Annotated in this window: 11 protein-coding genes; 9 read left to right on the top strand and 2 right to left on the bottom strand. The window is 66.4% G+C overall.

The window, feature by feature from the left end; all coding sequences use genetic code 11:
• The 4 genes from Q352_RS0113320 (at position 1) to arsB (ending at position 3790) form a co-directional block, all read left to right on the top strand.
• On the top strand, positions 1 to 480 hold the full coding sequence (locus Q352_RS0113320) for an arsenate reductase ArsC (RefSeq protein ID WP_028499772.1): 480 nt from the start codon (positions 1 to 3) through the stop codon (positions 478 to 480).
• A gap of 38 nt (positions 481 to 518) precedes the next feature.
• On the top strand, positions 519 to 866 hold the full coding sequence (gene arsD, locus Q352_RS0113315; protein WP_028499771.1) for an arsenite efflux transporter metallochaperone ArsD: 348 nt from the start codon (positions 519 to 521) through the stop codon (positions 864 to 866).
• A gap of 35 nt (positions 867 to 901) precedes the next feature.
• Positions 902 to 2653, top strand: a complete 1752-nt coding sequence (gene arsA / locus Q352_RS0113310) for an arsenical pump-driving ATPase (RefSeq protein ID WP_028499770.1) — start codon at positions 902 to 904, stop codon at positions 2651 to 2653.
• A gap of 63 nt (positions 2654 to 2716) precedes the next feature.
• Positions 2717 to 3790: an ACR3 family arsenite efflux transporter gene (arsB, locus tag Q352_RS0113305; RefSeq protein WP_028499769.1), complete on the top strand. Its 1074-nt coding sequence runs from the start codon at positions 2717 to 2719 to the stop codon at positions 3788 to 3790.
• Between the two features lie 23 nt (positions 3791 to 3813).
• Here arsB and Q352_RS0113300 read toward each other — a convergent pair whose 3' ends face one another.
• Positions 3814 to 4710 (bottom strand): TRM11 family methyltransferase, encoded by an 897-nt coding sequence (locus tag Q352_RS0113300; protein WP_112692463.1) that lies wholly within the window; start codon positions 4708 to 4710, stop codon positions 3814 to 3816.
• 462 nt (positions 4711 to 5172) lie between these two features.
• On the opposite strand from Q352_RS0113300, the gene Q352_RS24310 reads away from it, so the two are divergent.
• The 5 genes from Q352_RS24310 to Q352_RS0113275 all read left to right on the top strand — a co-directional run bounded on the left by Q352_RS24310 (position 5173) and on the right by Q352_RS0113275 (position 15963).
• Positions 5173 to 6345, top strand: coding sequence for a hypothetical protein (locus tag Q352_RS24310; protein ID WP_051528949.1), 1173 nt, complete (start codon positions 5173 to 5175; stop codon positions 6343 to 6345).
• Positions 6346 to 6556: 211 nt separating this feature from the next.
• Positions 6557 to 13219 carry an FG-GAP-like repeat-containing protein gene (locus tag Q352_RS0113290; protein WP_028499767.1) on the top strand — a complete coding sequence of 2221 codons (6663 nt, stop codon included), beginning with the start codon at positions 6557 to 6559 and terminating at the stop codon, positions 13217 to 13219.
• A 56-nt stretch (positions 13220 to 13275) separates the two neighbouring features.
• Complete coding sequence (locus Q352_RS0113285; protein WP_036386342.1) at positions 13276 to 13719, top strand: tetratricopeptide repeat protein; 444 nt, start codon at positions 13276 to 13278, stop codon at positions 13717 to 13719.
• Between the two features lie 160 nt (positions 13720 to 13879).
• A complete protein-coding gene (locus tag Q352_RS21100; protein ID WP_051528948.1) occupies positions 13880 to 14314 on the top strand; it encodes a PH domain-containing protein in 435 nt (144 codons plus the stop codon).
• Positions 14311 to 15963, top strand: coding sequence for an alpha/beta hydrolase family protein (locus Q352_RS0113275; RefSeq protein WP_028499765.1), 1653 nt, complete (start codon positions 14311 to 14313; stop codon positions 15961 to 15963). The genes Q352_RS21100 and Q352_RS0113275 overlap by 4 nt, the downstream gene beginning before the upstream one ends.
• Here the strand turns inward: Q352_RS0113275 and Q352_RS0113270 are convergent.
• Positions 15953 to 16216, bottom strand: coding sequence for a hypothetical protein (locus Q352_RS0113270; RefSeq protein WP_028499764.1), 264 nt, complete (start codon positions 16214 to 16216; stop codon positions 15953 to 15955). The genes Q352_RS0113275 and Q352_RS0113270 overlap by 11 nt on opposite strands.
• Positions 16217 to 16221: the final 5 nt, after the last annotated feature.

The raw sequence follows: 16221 nt of genomic DNA, 5'->3' as shown, positions 1-16221 counted from the left end.
ATGAATATCCTGTTTCTGTGCACCGGCAATTCATGCCGGTCGATTCTGGCCGAGGCCACGTTCAATGCCCTGGCGCCGGCCGGCCTTCGGGCGATGAGCGCCGGCAGCCGGCCCGCCGGCCATGTTCATCCGCGTTCGCTGGCGCTGCTGCAGCGCAAGGGGCTCATGCAGGAAGGGCTGTACAGCAAGTCGCAGGATGCCCTGCCGCTGGCGCCCGATGTCGTCATCACCGTCTGTGCCGGCGCGGCGGGTGAAGCCTGTCCCGTCTATCCGGGCCCGGTCGTGCGGGCGCACTGGGGGGTCGAGGACCCGGCCGGGGCGACCGGCAGCGATGACGAGATCGATGCGGCGTTCGAGTCGGCCTATCGCCTGCTGCGGGTCCGGATCGAAGCGCTGCTGGCTCTGCCGCTGGACGCAATGGCGCATGACCGTGCAGCGTTCGGCGCCGCGCTGGCACGCATCGGCGAACAGGGCCGCTGAGTTTTTCCCGATATTTCCATATTTGTTGGAGCATCAACATGAAAATTGCCATCTATGACCCAGCCATGTGCTGCAGCACCGGCGTATGCGGGATCGAAGCCGATCAAACCCTGGTGCAGGTTTCAGCCGACCTGGACTGGCTCGGCAAGCAGTCTGGCGTTGAGGTTCAGCGCTTCAATCTGGCCCTGCAGCCAATGGCGTTTGCTGACAACGCCACGGTGAAGGGATTCCTTGAGCGGTCGGGCCAGGAAGCGCTGCCGCTGGTCCTGCTGGATGGCGAAGTAGTGCTGGCCGGCCGTTATCCGCGTCGGGCCGAACTGGCGCGCTGGGCCGGGGTCAGCCTGCTGCCGGTCAGTGATAGCGGCTGTTGCGGGTCCTGCTGCTGAACAGGATGCCAACCTTGATCCGGGAGCCATATTTCATGCATTTTCTCGACAACCCGCCACTGTTCCTGTTCTTTACCGGCAAAGGGGGCGTCGGCAAGACCTCGCTGGCGTGCGCCGCAGCGATCCGGCTGGCCGATGCCGGGCGCCGCGTGCTGCTGGTCAGCACCGATCCGGCCTCCAATGTCGGGCAGGTGTTCGGTCAGGCGATCGGCAGTCATGTCACGGCCATTCGCAGCGTGGGCGGCCTGTCGGCACTCGATGTCGACCCGCAAGCGGCGGCGGCTGCCTATCGCGCCCGCATCGTCGACCCGGTACGGGGTGTCCTGCCCGAGGCGGTTGTCGCCGGCATTGAAGAGCAGCTTTCCGGTGCCTGCACCACGGAAATCGCCGCATTCGACGAGTTCACCTCGCTGCTGACGGACACGCGCCTGCAATCCTGCTATGACCATATCGTGTTTGATACCGCGCCGACCGGGCACACCCTCCGCCTGCTGCAACTGCCTGGCGCCTGGAGCGGCTTCCTGGAGCACAACCCGGACGGGGCATCCTGTCTCGGGCCGCTGGCCGGGCTGGAAAAACAGCGGGCCCGGTACCGGGACGCCGTAGCGGCGCTGGCCGACCGGCAGCGGACCCGGCTGGTGCTGGTGACGCGCGCCCAGGCCGCGGCGCTGAAGGAAGTGGCACGCACCCACGACGAACTGGATGCACTGGGCCTGAGCCGCCAGTTCCTGGTCATCAATGGCATCCTCGACCCTGACGAAGCGGTAGCGGACCCGCTGGCCATGGCCATTGTCCGTCGCGAGCAGGCCGCGCTGCAGGCGATGCCTGCGGCGCTGCAGTCCCTGCCGGTGGACCGGCTGGCGCTGAAGGCGTTCAATCTGGTCGGGCTGGATGCATTGCGCCAGCTGCTGGCGCCTTCGTTGCTGCCGGCCGGGAGCGAGCCGCCGGCGCTGGACGCGCTGCGGGCGCCGCCGCTGTCATCACTGATCGATGCGCTGGCCGGCGCCGGTCATGGCCTGATCATGCTGATGGGCAAGGGTGGGGTCGGCAAGACCACGATGGCTGCCGCCATTGCCGTGGCACTGGCAAGGCGGGGACGGGATGTGCACCTGTCCACTTCGGACCCTGCCGCCCATCTGACCGATACGCTGGCGGGCGAGCTGGCGCACCTGACGGTCAGCCGGATCGATCCGCAGGCGGAGACTGCACGCTATCGCCGGCATGTGCTGGAGACCCGGGGCCGGCTGCTGGATGACGCGGGCCGGGCCCTGCTGGAAGAGGACCTGCGTTCGCCATGCACGGAAGAGATCGCCGTGTTCCAGGCGTTCTCCCGCATTATCCGCGAGGCCGGCAAGCGCTTTGTAGTCATGGATACGGCCCCCACCGGCCATACGCTGTTGCTGCTCGATGCCACTGGAGCCTATCACCGTGACATGGTGCGGCAGATGGGGGACAGCAAGCTGCACTTCACGACACCGATGATGCAGCTGCAGGATCCCGCGCAAACCCGGGTCATCATCACCACGCTGGCGGAAACCACGCCGGTGCTCGAAGCCGCCAGCCTGCAGGCGGACCTGCGCCGCGCGGGCATCGAGCCGTGGGCCTGGATCATCAACAACAGCCTGGCTTGCGCCTCGCCCCGTTCGCCGCTGCTGCGGCAGCGTGCGCACAATGAACGGGTCTGTATCGACGCGGTGGCCTCCCGGCATGCATCACGCTATGCCGTCGTGCCGCTGCAGGCCGACGAGCCGGTCGGCCTGCAGCGGCTGGCCGCGCTGGGTGACTGACCGGGACGCGGCGGCAGGCTTCGCGCCGCCGCCGTGCCTGCTTCACGAAAGGAAATCGCAGTCATGTCCGTTCAATGCGAAACGATCGCCCGGCACGAGGCGGGAACGCCGATGAGCGTGTTCGAGCGCTATCTGACGCTGTGGGTCGGGTTGTGCATCGTGGCCGGAGTGGCGGTCGGGCAGTGGCTGCCCGATGTGTTCCAGGCCATCGGCCGGATGGAGGTCGCCAGGGTCAACCTGCCGGTTGGCCTGCTGATCTGGGTGATGATCATCCCTATGCTGGTCAAGGTCGACTTCTCCGCACTGCACGAGGTGCGGCAGCATGTCCGCGGCATTGGTGTCACCCTGTTCGTGAACTGGCTGGTCAAGCCGTTCACGATGGCATTTCTGGGCTGGCTGTTCATCCGCCAGCTGTTCGCGCCGATGCTGCCCGCCGACCAGATCGACAGCTATGTCGCCGGTCTGATCCTGCTTGCCGCCGCACCATGCACGGCCATGGTCTTTGTCTGGAGCCGGCTGACCGGTGGCGACCCGCTGTTCACGCTGTCGCAGGTCGCGCTCAACGACGGCATCATGATCGTGGCGTTTGCGCCGCTGGTGGCTTTCCTGCTCGGTATCTCGGCGATCACGGTGCCGTGGGCCACGCTGCTCACGTCCGTCGTACTGTATATCGTGGTGCCGGTCATCCTGGCCCAGCTGTGGCGCCGGTCGCTGCTGGCCCGCGGACAGGCGGCTTTCGACCGGGCAATGGCAATGATCGGCCCGTGGTCGATGGCCGCACTGCTGCTGACGCTGGTGTTGCTGTTCGCGTTTCAGGGCGAGGCCATTCTCCGCCAGCCGCTGGTCATCGCCTTGCTGGCAGTACCGATCCTGATCCAGGTGTTCTTCAATTCGGCGCTGGCCTACTGGCTGAACCGGATGGTGGGTGAGCGGCACACGATCGCCTGCCCGTCGGCACTGATCGGTGCGTCGAACTTCTTCGAGCTGGCCGTGGCGGCCGCCATCAGCCTGTTCGGTTTTCACTCCGGTGCTGCGCTGGCGACTGTGGTCGGCGTGCTGATCGAAGTACCGGTGATGCTGGTGGTGGTTCGCATCGTCAATGCATCCCGGCCCTGGTACGAGCGCGGGCGCCGCTAGGGCAGGGGCTCTCGCGCCGGGGCTCAGGCCGCATTCGCCTGGTCCGGCTTCTGCAGGGCCAGAAAAGGCCTGCCCTGCAGTTCTTCGCCGCGGGCATCCAGTCCGAGGCGGCGGAGGGCTGCAAGCAGCGTTTCCTGCTGCGCGTGGTGATCGGCCGGGAGGGGAAACAGCATGTGGCCGCCCGCCTTCAGCGCGTCGTGGCAGGCCGCCAGCAGCGGGAGCAGCGCCTCTTCGCCAGTGCCCTCGCCATGATCGGCAGACGGCTGGGCGAGGCCGAGAAAAGCCCGCACCGTCTGCCATGCCCGGCCTGGCGCTTCCGCCCTGAAACCGGGGGGATCGAACAGGCACAGGTCCACCTGGTTGCGGATGGCAAGGGCACCGACCGCCACGGCCTGATAGCCGAGATTCTTGCTGATGACCAGCTGGTAAGGTTCGAGCTGGAAGAAAAATTCCTCCGCATCGGCCCTGATCGCCGCGTACCGGTCTGTCAGGTCGCCGGTGTCGGCCGGGAAGGCGCAATGGTCAATATGGCTGACGCAGTGCAGCAGGGCGAGAACCGACGCCGGGTGGTGATCGAACTGGCCGGACTGCTGGATCTGCACGATCGCCTGACGGGCCTCGTGGTCCGGGATTGCGGCCGGATACACGGCCAGCGCTTTGAAATAGCGGTAATTGGCCCTGATGGCTTCAATGAAAATGCGCGCCAGCGGATCGGAATCCACGGCGATGATTTCAAGGCCGTGGATGGCGGCGCAAAGGGGCAGACCGGTCGAGCCGCAGAACGGGTCCAGTATCCGGCCATTGCCGGCGCCATATTGCCTGAATACCGCTTTCAGCCAGTCGTTGTCGTGTCCGGCAGCGGGGCACCATGCGATCTGCCGATAGCATTGCATCAGTCCGGCTTTTGCGTCTTGGGTCATGTGGCGCACCTGGAAAGGAACTGCGTTACGCACACCGGACGACTGTTGATGCCACTGTGAGCCCGGTCCTTGAAGCCTGGCGCAGCCACCCCACGGTCATGGAATCATAGTGAGTGATATCCGGCCATGCCAACTGCGCCGGATTGCCGCTTCGTCCGCCCCGCCCCGGCTGTGCCGGTGGCCTGGGCAGCCAGGATACGCTTTTCATTATACTTGTTTGTATAATCAAAACACATTTCTGACATGACAAGTTATTTCGCCATTCAGGGCGTTATCGGGTGCAAAAATCGTCAATCTACTGAAAAAATGCGTAAAAACTAGAAGTTGATTAGTCCGTTTTTTAATGACTAATAGTTAATCTTTTAAGATTAACCATGAAATACGGCTGTGTTGCCTGATGTATAACCACTAGGTCATTTCAATGCGCCCGTCATCGTGACAGGCCACATCAGGAGCGAAGCAATGCCGAACAGTCCGGATCGATACACGCAGCGGTCTCTGCAACTGGGCCTGGACCCGCATGCCCATACGGGCCATGCCCCCATCCTGGTTCCGGTTCGCGGCATCGAGCGCATGCGCGAGCTGGCCGCCATTCCCCGGCAGCCCGAGCTGGCGGAAAGCCCGCTGACGGCGGAAAAGATGCTCGCCGTCGAACCGGGCATGGCCCGCCAGGCGGTGGTGAACCATATCTTCGGCCGCAAGGCGCTGAGTGCCGACGCGCTTGCTGCCGCCGAGCAGCGCTTCCCCTTCATGCCCCTCCATGTGTACCAGTCCACGGACCGGGAGGTGACGGCAACCAACCCGCTGAGAATCACTAAGAATTCCTCCCTGACCAACTTCCGCACCGTCACCATCAAGGAGGGCGGTTTCATCGATATCTCGGTGGACTGCCATTTTGTCTGCGACACCCTGATCAAGATTCCCGGTGGTGACTCGCCGGCGACGCATGACCTGACCGTGCACGGTGTCGACGGCGACAACGGGGCGACACCGCCGACCCAGCCGCAGGCCAGCAACGGTCAGGACAGCAGCGGGGCTGCCTGCGACTGCTGCGGAGGATCGGTGGCGCACAATGCGGCGGTTGGCGGCGACGGGAAACCCGGCCTGAACGGTGCCAGCGGTTTCGACGGTACGGCGGGCAGAAACGGCCCGACGGTCTATGTCAGCATCGGCAAGCTGGTCGGTACGCTGACGGTCAGCGCACGCGGCGGCAATGGCGGCAGCGGGGGGCATGGTGCGGCCGGGCAGCAGGGGGGCAACGGGGGCAAGGGCGGTGATGGCACGACGTGCGGCGCATTCCAGCCGGATGGTGCCAATGGCGGTCCCGGCGGCAAGGGCGGTGACGGTGGTGCCTCGGGCAGCGGCAAGAATGCCGGGAACGGCGGCTTCCTCAGCATCAAGTATGTGCCGGATTCCAGCAGCAGCATGCTGATTGTCACCAATGGCGTCGGTGTGGGCGGGAACAAGGGCACACCGGGAGCCGGCGGTGCGGGCGGCAACGGCGGCGCAGGCGGCAGCCACGGCGGGGCGCAAGGCGCGCCGGGCGGCATCGGTTCGGTGGGATCCGATATCGGCATCAATGGCACCGATGGTCTGAAAGGACAGGTGCTTGTCAACGATGAGCCGGTGAACTGACACCGTGATTCGCCTGCCGGAAGCCGCTGATACCTGCTCCCGGCAGACTGCTGTTGAAGACGGGGATCGACACTCGCGGGCGGGGTTCATGCACCCGCTGTCCCGTTGTCACCCCCGTTCCCCGCAAGATTTGCCGAAAGCCCGCTCCATGCGCCTGATTCCGTCGTCACTGTTGTCGAGATTTGCCCGTGCCGGGCGCCGGACTGTCGGGATGCTGCTCCTGCTGCTGGCCGGGCTGCCGGCACAGGCTGGCCCCGACGCCGGCCAGACCGGGGCACTGCGTGCCAATACCGAGGTCAGTGCGCTCGGTGCCAGTACCTATGAGCTGCCGATCCAGGTGCCGCCGGGCATCGTCGGCGTGGAACCGCTGCTGTCGCTGCAGTACAACAGCCAGCAGGGGGAGGGCATAGCCGGGCTGGGCATGAGCCTGACCGGGCTGTCCATCATTACCCGCTGTCCGGCCACGACGCCGCTGGACGGCTATGTCGGGAGCGTGAATTTCAACGACCGGGACCGGTTCTGTCTGGACGGCGCCCGGCTGATTGCCGTCAAGGGCCGCTATGGTCAGGACGGCTCCGAATACCGGACGGAAAGCGAGTCGTGGACGCGCGTGGTCGCCAGGGGCGTTTGCGGCAGCGGTCCCTGCTCGTTCCAGGCCTGGAACAAGGCCGGCTGGGCGCTGGCGTTCGGGACCACCGCCGACTCCCGCCCCGGTGTGCCCGGTGCCAGCGAGATCGTCAGCTGGCAGATCGCCCGCTCTGCCGATCTGAACGGCAATGCCGTCACCGTCCACTACAGTACGGCCAGCGATGGCCTGCAGAACCTGCCGGCGCAGATCCGCTACACCGAAAACCCGGCGCAGGGCATGACCGGCGGCAGCCGGGCAGTCAGCTTCGACTACGAGCCCCGCCCCGATCGCATGCCGCGCTATATCGGCGGGCAACGCTTCCTGATGGACAAGCGCCTGACGCGCATTCGTACCTCGGCCGACGGCGCCGCCGTGCTGGATTACCGGCTCGGCTATGCGGTCAGTGCGACGACCCGTCGCAGCCTGCTCGACAGCGTGACCGTGTGTCCGGGCGGCGGGAGCGGCGACTGCCTCGCGCCGACGCGCTTCACCTGGCAAGCCGCCACGCCGGACGTGCGTTCGCCGAACGGCAGCGCCGGCGGGCTGCTGGCCAGCGACTGGTGCAGCGGGGAATCGGCCGTGGTGGACGACGCCGACTTCAATGGCGACGGCCGGCCCGATCTGCTGTGTACCCGCGAAGGCGAGGCCTGGGTGCTGGTGTCGACCGGTACCCAGGCCCGCCCGGCCAACAACCGCGCCAGAGGACAACTGAACCTGACGAAGGACTGGTGTGCCGGCAAAGACCGGACACTGGGCTGGACCGACTTCAATGGCGATCGCAAGACCGATGTGGTGTGCGCCAGCGGCGACTCGACATTCAAGGTCATGGCATCGACCGGCAGCGACGTGATCAGCGTCAATGGCCGTTCCGGCGGCCTGCTGAGCACGCCGCCGCAATGGTGCGAGGCGAGCCGCCAGTGCCGCCCGCGCTTTGTCAATTTCGACGGCGACGGGCGGGGCGATCTGGCCTGCGACTGCGAGGATGGCGACCATCGGGTACTGGTTTCGACCGGCAGCGATGTTCGCTCGCCGAACAACTCGCCGCTCGGCCAGGTAGCCAGCCAGTTCTGTTCGGCCAAGGGCGCGACGACGTCGTGGGGCGACTTCAATGGCGATGGTCAGAGCGATCTGTTCTGCCACGACCATGGCCGGCAGTCGGTGCTGGTGTCCACCGGCACGCAACTGGTGTCGCCGAATCAGGATGCGCGCGGCGTGCTGCGCAACAACTGGTGCGCCGGGCCCGACGACCAGATCGGCAGCGCGGATTTCAACGGTGATGGCCTGGCCGATCTGAGCTGCCGTCAGGCCAATGGCTCGATACAGGTGCTGCTGTCGACCGGAAAGGGACTGGCCGGCCCGAACGACGATGCCAATGGCCTGGTCCGGGCCGGCTGGTGCACCGGCAGTGACAGCCGGCTCAGCTGGGGCGATTTCAACGGTGACGGTCTGGCCGATGCGTTCTGCCACGAAAAGAACGGCCGCCAGTCGCTGATGGTGTCCACCGGCACGCAACTGGTGCCCGGCAACAACAGCGCCGATGGCCTGATTCGCGCCAACTGGTGCCAGGGCGGCACGGTCCGCGCCGGCAACAGCGATTTCAACGGTGATGCGCTGGCCGATCTGATCTGTGCCGACAGCAAGGGTGGGCAGTCGGTGCTGGTCCACAGCGCCGGCGCACCGGACCTGCTGTCCACGGTCACCAACGGACTGGGGGGCGGGGCCCGTTTCAGCTATCGGCCGATGACCGATGATGCGGTCTACCGCGATGGCGACAAGGTGGCCTATCCGACGCTGGATATCCGCACGCCGCTGTACCTGGTGGACCGTTACACCCCGTTCGACGGCCGCGGGAACGACTATCCGAACGCCTTGCAATACAAGGGCGCACGGACCCAGGTCGAGCTGCGTCGCTGGCTGGGCTTCCAGGAAGTACGCCGTACCCGGCTGTTTGACGGCCGCTATTCGCTGACCCGCTATCTCCAGCAATACCCGCTGACGGGGTTCATGGAAGAGGTCGGGGAATATGCGGCGGACGGTGCCCTGCTGTCGCGCGGCAATTTCGTGCCGCAGGTGCTCAACCCGTATCCCGGGGTCTATGCAACGCTTCGCGCCAGCGAGCGTTCGTCCACCTTTACCGCGGGCAAGGCCGACTACGTATCCGAAAAGCGCTACCGCTATGACGAATACGGCAATCCGCTTCTGACCCAGGATCTCGGGGATGCCGCCTCGCCGGCCGACGATCTGTTCGACTGCTGGCACTATCGCAACGACCCGGTGCAATGGCGGCTGGGCTATATCGACAGCCATCGTTCCACCCGGAGCGAAGCCGCGTGCAACGCCTTCCTGCAGGACCCGCAGCGCCGCTGGGATGAGTCGGTCGATCTGCGCTGGGAGCGGACCGGCTACGACGCGGCGATGAATCCGCTGACGCTTGGTGCCTGGGATGACCAGAACAAGACCTGGCTGACCCAGACCAAGGGTTTCGACGGCTTCGGCAATATGGTGTCCATGACCGACTGGGCCGGCCAGACCACCAGGCTTGAGGTCGATCCGGGCAAGACCTATGTGGTCAGCGTCACCTCTCCGGCGCTGGACAACGGCGTGCGGCTCAAGACCCGCAGTGCCTACCAGAACGGGTTTGGCAACCGCACCCTTGAGGTGGATGCCAACGGCAATGAGCAGCGCAGCGAATTTGACGGCCTGGGGCACAGGGTGCGCGAGTTCGGCCCGCGCCCCGGCGCGGACAGCGGCGCCGCCACGACGCTGCTGAAAACCTATCACTACGGGCAGGATGCCGCCGGGTACTTTGTCGAAACGCGCGAGCGCAGCGACTGGGCGCAGGAGGACACCGCCCGCTGGCCATACTCCCGACTGTACGTGGACGGGTTGTCCCGACCGCTGCGCACGGTGCGCAGCGGCCCGGCAGGCGGTGCGGACGTTCTGACCGAGCAGGTTTACGACGCGGCCGGCCGCCTCGGCCGCAGCAGCTTCCCGCGCTTCGTGCAGGAGCCGGCAGCGTGGGTGAGCTACCTGTACGACAACCGCGACCGGCCGACCCGGATGACCCAGCCGGACGGCACGGTGCAGACCGTCGACTACCTGCAGGGAGAACTGAAGGTCCGTACCACGCTGGCGGCCGGCACGGCTGACGAGCGCAGCACGCTGCGCGAGAGTTCGGTGCGCGATGCGCTTCTGCGCACCACGGCCAGCAATGGTGCCGTGGTCAGCTACCAGTACGATCCGCTGGTGCAGACCCGTGAAACACTGGGCCCGCGCGGGGACCTGATCCGTTTCCGCTACGACTCGCTGGGCCGCATTGTCTGGTCGCAGAGCGCGGATACCGGCGAAAAGTACTTCCGCTACGATGCAAAGGGCCTGCTGGCGCGTGTCGAGGCGCCGGACCAGACCGTCATTCGCTATGAATACGATGCGCTGGGCCGCGTGCGCCGGCAGTCGACCAGCCGGGACGGCGAGCCCGGGCAGCGTTACGACTATGGCTATGACGATGCAGCCGCCAACGGCCTGGGGGTACTGACCCGGGTCACCGGTGCCGACGCGACCCAGTCGATGGGATATGACCGCTATGGCCGGGTGCGCACGGAAACGCTGGCCATCGATGGCCGGGTCTATACCCAGACCTCGGAGTACGCGCCCGACGGTGCCCGTACCCGACTGATCTATCCGGACAACGCAATCCTGGACACCGCCTACGATGCGGTGGGCAACCCGACGACGCTGACCTTCCGCGACCGCGCCGACGCCACACCGCGCACTGTCGCCGACTACCGGTCCTATACCGCGCAGAACCAGGTCAGCGATGTGGTCTACGGCAACGGGGTCCGCACCCGTTTCGACTACTACTCGTACCAGGAGGCCATGGGCCGCCCGCGCGGCCTGACAGCGTCTGCCGGCAGCGGCGCCCGTTACGACGCCAGTTATGACTGGAGCCGCATGGGCCAGCTGGTCGGCACCACCGTCCAGCGCGGTGCCCGCAAGCCGGAACAGTACCGCTTCCGCTACGACGGCATGGGCTGGCTCGCCCAGGCCAACGGCCCCTACGGGCTGCAGGATTTCGACTACGACCCGGCCGGCAACATCCTGCACAAGGACGGGGTGACCTACGACTATGTCGAGGGCAGCAACCGGCTGCGGGGGGCCAATAACGGCCTGCAGGTCGCCCATGATGGCGCCGGCAACGTCACCCGGCTGCACTGGCCCGGCGAGGACTGGCGCTATCACTACAGCGGCGATGGCAATCTGCGTGCGGCCGACCTGAACGGTCAGGTGCAGACCGCGTACCTGTACGACTTTGCCGGCAACCGGCTCAAGCGCAGCGACGCGTCCGGCGCGGTATCGCTGTACGTGTCCGGCGACTTCGATGTCGCCATCCATAATGGCCAGACCCGCTACACCCGCTATATCGCCGGCCCGCAGGGACGCATCGCCGCCTTTACCCGCAGCGACGACGGTGACAGCCGGCCGGTCCGGCCGGCAGCCGGCCAGCCCCTGTCCGGCGACGGCCTGCCGCAGCCCGGTGAGCGGTATTTCCACACCGACACCCTCGGCAGTTCGGCCGTCGTGACCGACGAGCAGGCGCAGGAGAGCGCCACGCTGGCCTACCAGCCGTTCGGCGCCATCGACACGGCGCGCAGTGAAGGGAAGGACGATTTCCGGCCCAAGTTCAGCGGCATGGAACTGGACCAGCCGGTCGGGCTGAATTATTTCGGCGCCCGTTACCAGCACCCGACCCTGGGCCGCTTCCTGCAGCCGGATCCGCTGAGCCAGTTCTCCAATCCGTACAGCTATGTGGGCAACGATCCGCTGTCGCTGGTCGATCCGGATGGCGAGGAAATCGTCTCCGCCCTGGTCTTTGCCTCGGTGGTCGCCATCAGCGCCACCGCCGGCGCCTACTCGGGTGCGGCGGCGGTCAATCACGAGATGAATCCGGCGTACTGGGACTGGCGCAAGGGCAAGACCTATGCCGGCCTGTTCGCCGGTGGCGCCATCGGTGCTGCCGGCGGGGCCATCGGCGGCGTGGCGGCCGAGGCCGGCGTGGCGGTCGGTATCGTCGGTGAAATCGCGGTGGGGGCGGTGGAAGGCGCGGCCTTCTCCGCCATGGGCGGCGGCAGCCCGCTGGAGATCGCCGAGTCCACGCTGACCGGTGGCCTGTTCAGTGGCATCAGCGCCGGTGCCGGTGCGGCGATCGGCAGCCTGGCGCGCAGCGGCAGCCGCATGATTGCGCGCGGTGAAGCCGGCGTGCTGGACAGCGTGGCCGGCGAGGCCGGCAGCAGTCTGGGCCGGGTCACGCGCCAGGGTGACGATGTCGCTGGCCGGGTGGGCTCGCTGGAAAGCCGCAGCCTGCGCAGCGCGACCAGCAGCAGCGAGAACCCCCGCCTGCTCAGTGCCTCGGATGGGCAGGACATGCTGGGTGCGCTGGAGTCGGGCTGCTTCAGCTTCCCGGCCGGCACCCGGATCTCGACGCCGGACGGTCTGCGCAATATCGAGACCCTGCGCGTGGGCGAACGGGTGCTGGCGCTGGAAGCCGGCGACAAGGTCGTCAGCCGGCCGGTACTGGCCACGCACCAGCGCGATGCCAGCGACATGCTGGACCTGCTGATTCGCGGCGGCGCGACGCTGGCCACCACCCGCGAACACCCGTACTGGACCCGCGATCGCGGCTGGGTCAAGGCCCATCAGCTCCAGCCGGAAGATCACCTGCTCCAGCCGGATGGCAGCGAGCTTGAAGTCGAGGCGGTCCGGGCCAGCCCGCTTTCCGCCCGGGTCTACAATTTCGAAGTGGCCTCGGCCCACAACTACTTTGCCGGGGACGGCGAAGCCCAGGCGCTGGTGCACAACAGCAAGAGCTGCTCGGCGCGCAGCCGGGCCGTGGGCAGCACGCCGGGCAAGGGGAGCCGCACCGGCAGGGAAGTCATCGCGCGCATGGAACGTCAGGGCCTGGTCCGCATGAAAAACGGTGTCCGCGAAGTGGCGGTGGCCGTCACGCTTGGTGGGCCCCGGGTCTGGAAGAAGATGGACCGGCAGATCCACATGGGTCATATCACCGATGCCGTCGCCTGGTGGAACCGGGTCGGCTACAAGACCGGTGCCAAGTCGAAGACCGTGCGTACCTTCATGCTCGATTCGAGCAACTACGAGCTGGAATGGGGACCGCTGAACAGTTCCAATGGCGCCAGGCTCGGCATCCAGTACCGAAAGCCGAGGGGGCATGTCGGCAAATGGCCTTAGGGCGATGATAGACTCGACAGAACGCAATTTTTTGATCAGGACAGGGGCCGGACCGCATGGGCAAACCGAATGAAGAGCTCGACGACGCGCTGTATGCAAAAGTGCTTGCGCTCAGCGAAGAAGGCAATCGTCTGATCGAGGAGGACGACAATCTGCCGGCCGCCCTCGACGCCTATGGCGAGGCGCTGGCGCTGCTGCCGCCGCCGATCGAGCGCTGGGATGCCACCCTGTGGCTGCTGATTGCCCTCGGTGACAGCCATTTCCTGCTTGGGCAGTATGACCAGTCCTACGACTTTCTGGCCCGGGCGATGCGCTGTCCCGATGCGCTGGGCACGCCGTTCATCCATCTCCGGCTCGGGGAGATCCAGTTCGAACGCGGCAATCTGGACAAGGCCGCCGACGAACTGGCGCGGGCCTATATGGGAGACGGGCCGGAAATTTTCGACACCGAGGACCCGAAGTACCTGACCTTCCTGCGCACGCGGATGCGCGGGATCTGACGCCTGGTCCTGCGCCGGGAACCCGGGGCAGGTTCCCGGCAGGCAGTGTTTTATGACAATGACGTTGCGTATCACGCGCCCGGGCACTAAGGTAAACGAGGAGCCTGCACTGGCGTCCGGCCCGGGCCTGACAAGGTGAGCGTTCCAGGGGAGAGACCGGATGCAGATCTACGAAATGGCACAGTACGAGTTTCGGGGAATCGTGTGGGTTCTGGTTTCCCTGCTGCTGGTGTTGGCCGTCCTGCTGGTGTGCGTCGTCCAGGCCCCGGCATTTGAAGCGTCGGGCGGCGGGCTGCGCATTCGCGGCACCCTGTTCGGGCGCACGATTCCCGCCGCGGCGCTTCGCCTGAGCGAAGCCCGCATTGTCGACCTGCGCACCACCCCGGCCCTGCAGCCGGCATGGCGTCTGTTCGGCGTCGGGCTGCCCGGCTACCGGGCCGGCTGGTTCCGGCTGGGAAACAAGGAAAAAGCACTGGTGTTTCTCGGCCGGAGTCATCAGGCGCTGTACATTCCGACCACCGCCGGGTACGCCCTGCTGATCGCGCCGAATGACCCCGATGGCTGTCTGGGCACCCTGAGGAGCGGGGCGGCATGACCCCGCCCTGGGTTGACCGCCTGTTTGGCCAGCAGTCCACGCTGTTTTATCAGGTGACGCTGGCCGGGCAGGTGTTCATCCAGCAATGGACTTGCCATGACGACGAGGACGGCGGTCTGCACCGGCTGACATTCCGGGCCGTGATTGACCAGCGGGTGGCGGGATGGGGAAGCGGCAGGATCTGCTCGGATGGCGAATTGCTGTGCACGGCTGCGCTCGATCCGGTTCGTTACTGCCAGCGCAACCAGGGCAATCTTGTCCAGCAGCTGGATTTCGGGGCCGAACAGGTGGCGATCCTGCTGCCGGACGGATCGACCCAGCAGGTGGACCGGGCCGGGGCCCGCTTCCTGGTCGACAGTACCTTCCCGGCGACAATGGCGCTGATCTATGCGTCGCTGGCCGGCGAAAACGCCGCTGCGGCTGACCTGAATCTGAAACTGAAAGTGTTTCTTGTGCCGTCGCTGGTGACGGTTCCCTACGAAACCTGGCCCTCCGGCGATGCGGAAACCGCTGCCGGTCGCTGGCATTGCACGTCACACCGCAGCGAGGTGCTGCTGGATGCCGCGGGCGTGATGCAGGTCGCGCGCGTTCCGGATGCCGGGGTCGAGGCCACGCTGTGCCGCGATGCCCCGCCGATGCCGGACTGGCAGGATTTCCCCCGGTCGGACCGGCCGCCCCCGGTCTACCGGATGCCCTCCGGTGCCGGCTTTCGGCTGGAGGACGTGGAAATCGACGGGCCGGTGACGCCGATTGGCGGCAGCCTGTCCATTCCGGCCGGACCCGGTCCGTTCCCTGCCGTGCTGTTTATCGGCGGCTCCGGCACCCATGACCGGCATGGCATCGCCGGCGATATCGACATCGGCAGCCATGAAATCATGGACGATCTGGCCGAACATGGCTTTCTCGGCCTGCGGTTCGACACCCGCGGCGCCGGCAGCACCCGGCTCGGAGCCGATGCGCTGGACCGGGGCCTGGCCTCCGACATTGCCGATGCCCGGGCCTGCCTGGCCTGGCTGGTCGCCCGTCCGGAAGCGGCCGGTCAGCCGCTGTTCCTGATCGGGCACAGCCAGGGGGCGACAATCGCTCTGGCACTGGCAGGCGAACCCGCTGCCGGACCGGGAGTGCAGGGCGTGGTGCTGATGGCAGCAATGGGGCGTGATCTGGACCAGATACTGGCCGACCAGATTCTGGTCCAGGGCCGCAAACTCGGCCTGAGCCCGCAACAGATCGAAGCCCAGCAGGCGGATGCGCACACGCTGGCGCAACTGGTCCGCTCCGGCCAGGCCTGGGACGGGGAGCAGGTGCCGCATCATCTGCTGGCCGCCTTCCGGACCCCGACCTGGTACAAGGCCTTCCTCGACTATCCAGCCACCGGGCTGATTCGCCGGGTGAATTGTCCGATACTGCTGTGCCAGGGCGGCGCCGATTTCCAGATCTCCCCGACGCGCGATGCCGGGCCGCTGCTGGCGGCCGCACGCGATGCCGGGCGCGATTGCCGCTATCTGTTCTTTCCCGATCTGGATCACCTGTTCAAGCGCAGTGCCGGGCAATCCAGCCTTGAGGAGTATCAGCTGCCAAGGCCGGTGGACCCGGTGTTCCTGGCACGGCTGCGCGCGTGGCTGGCCAGCCGTGCCGGGCTCAAAGCTTGAAGTCACCGACTTCGATGACCCGGGTCGGGACCCGCACGACGACACCGTTGACCGTGCTTTCGACCGTTTCCGGCACGACCTGGCCAGCCTGCAGCACCTCGAGCGGGAGTTTGCGTCGCACATAAACGGCAATCGCCGCCTCGTGAGTCGACTCGTCGGCCAGCACGACCCCGATGCCGACCACGTTCGGCAATGCGGTCAGGCTGGCCTCAACCCCGGGCAGGAGCTGTCGTGCTTCATTCTCGCTGGCCATGTCGC

The sequence above is a fragment of the Microvirgula aerodenitrificans DSM 15089 genome, from assembly GCF_000620105.1.
Lineage (GTDB): Bacteria > Pseudomonadota > Gammaproteobacteria > Burkholderiales > Aquaspirillaceae > Microvirgula > Microvirgula aerodenitrificans.
Note: the sequence above shows the minus strand (reverse complement) of the source record. Positions and strands in the feature narration are given on the sequence as shown.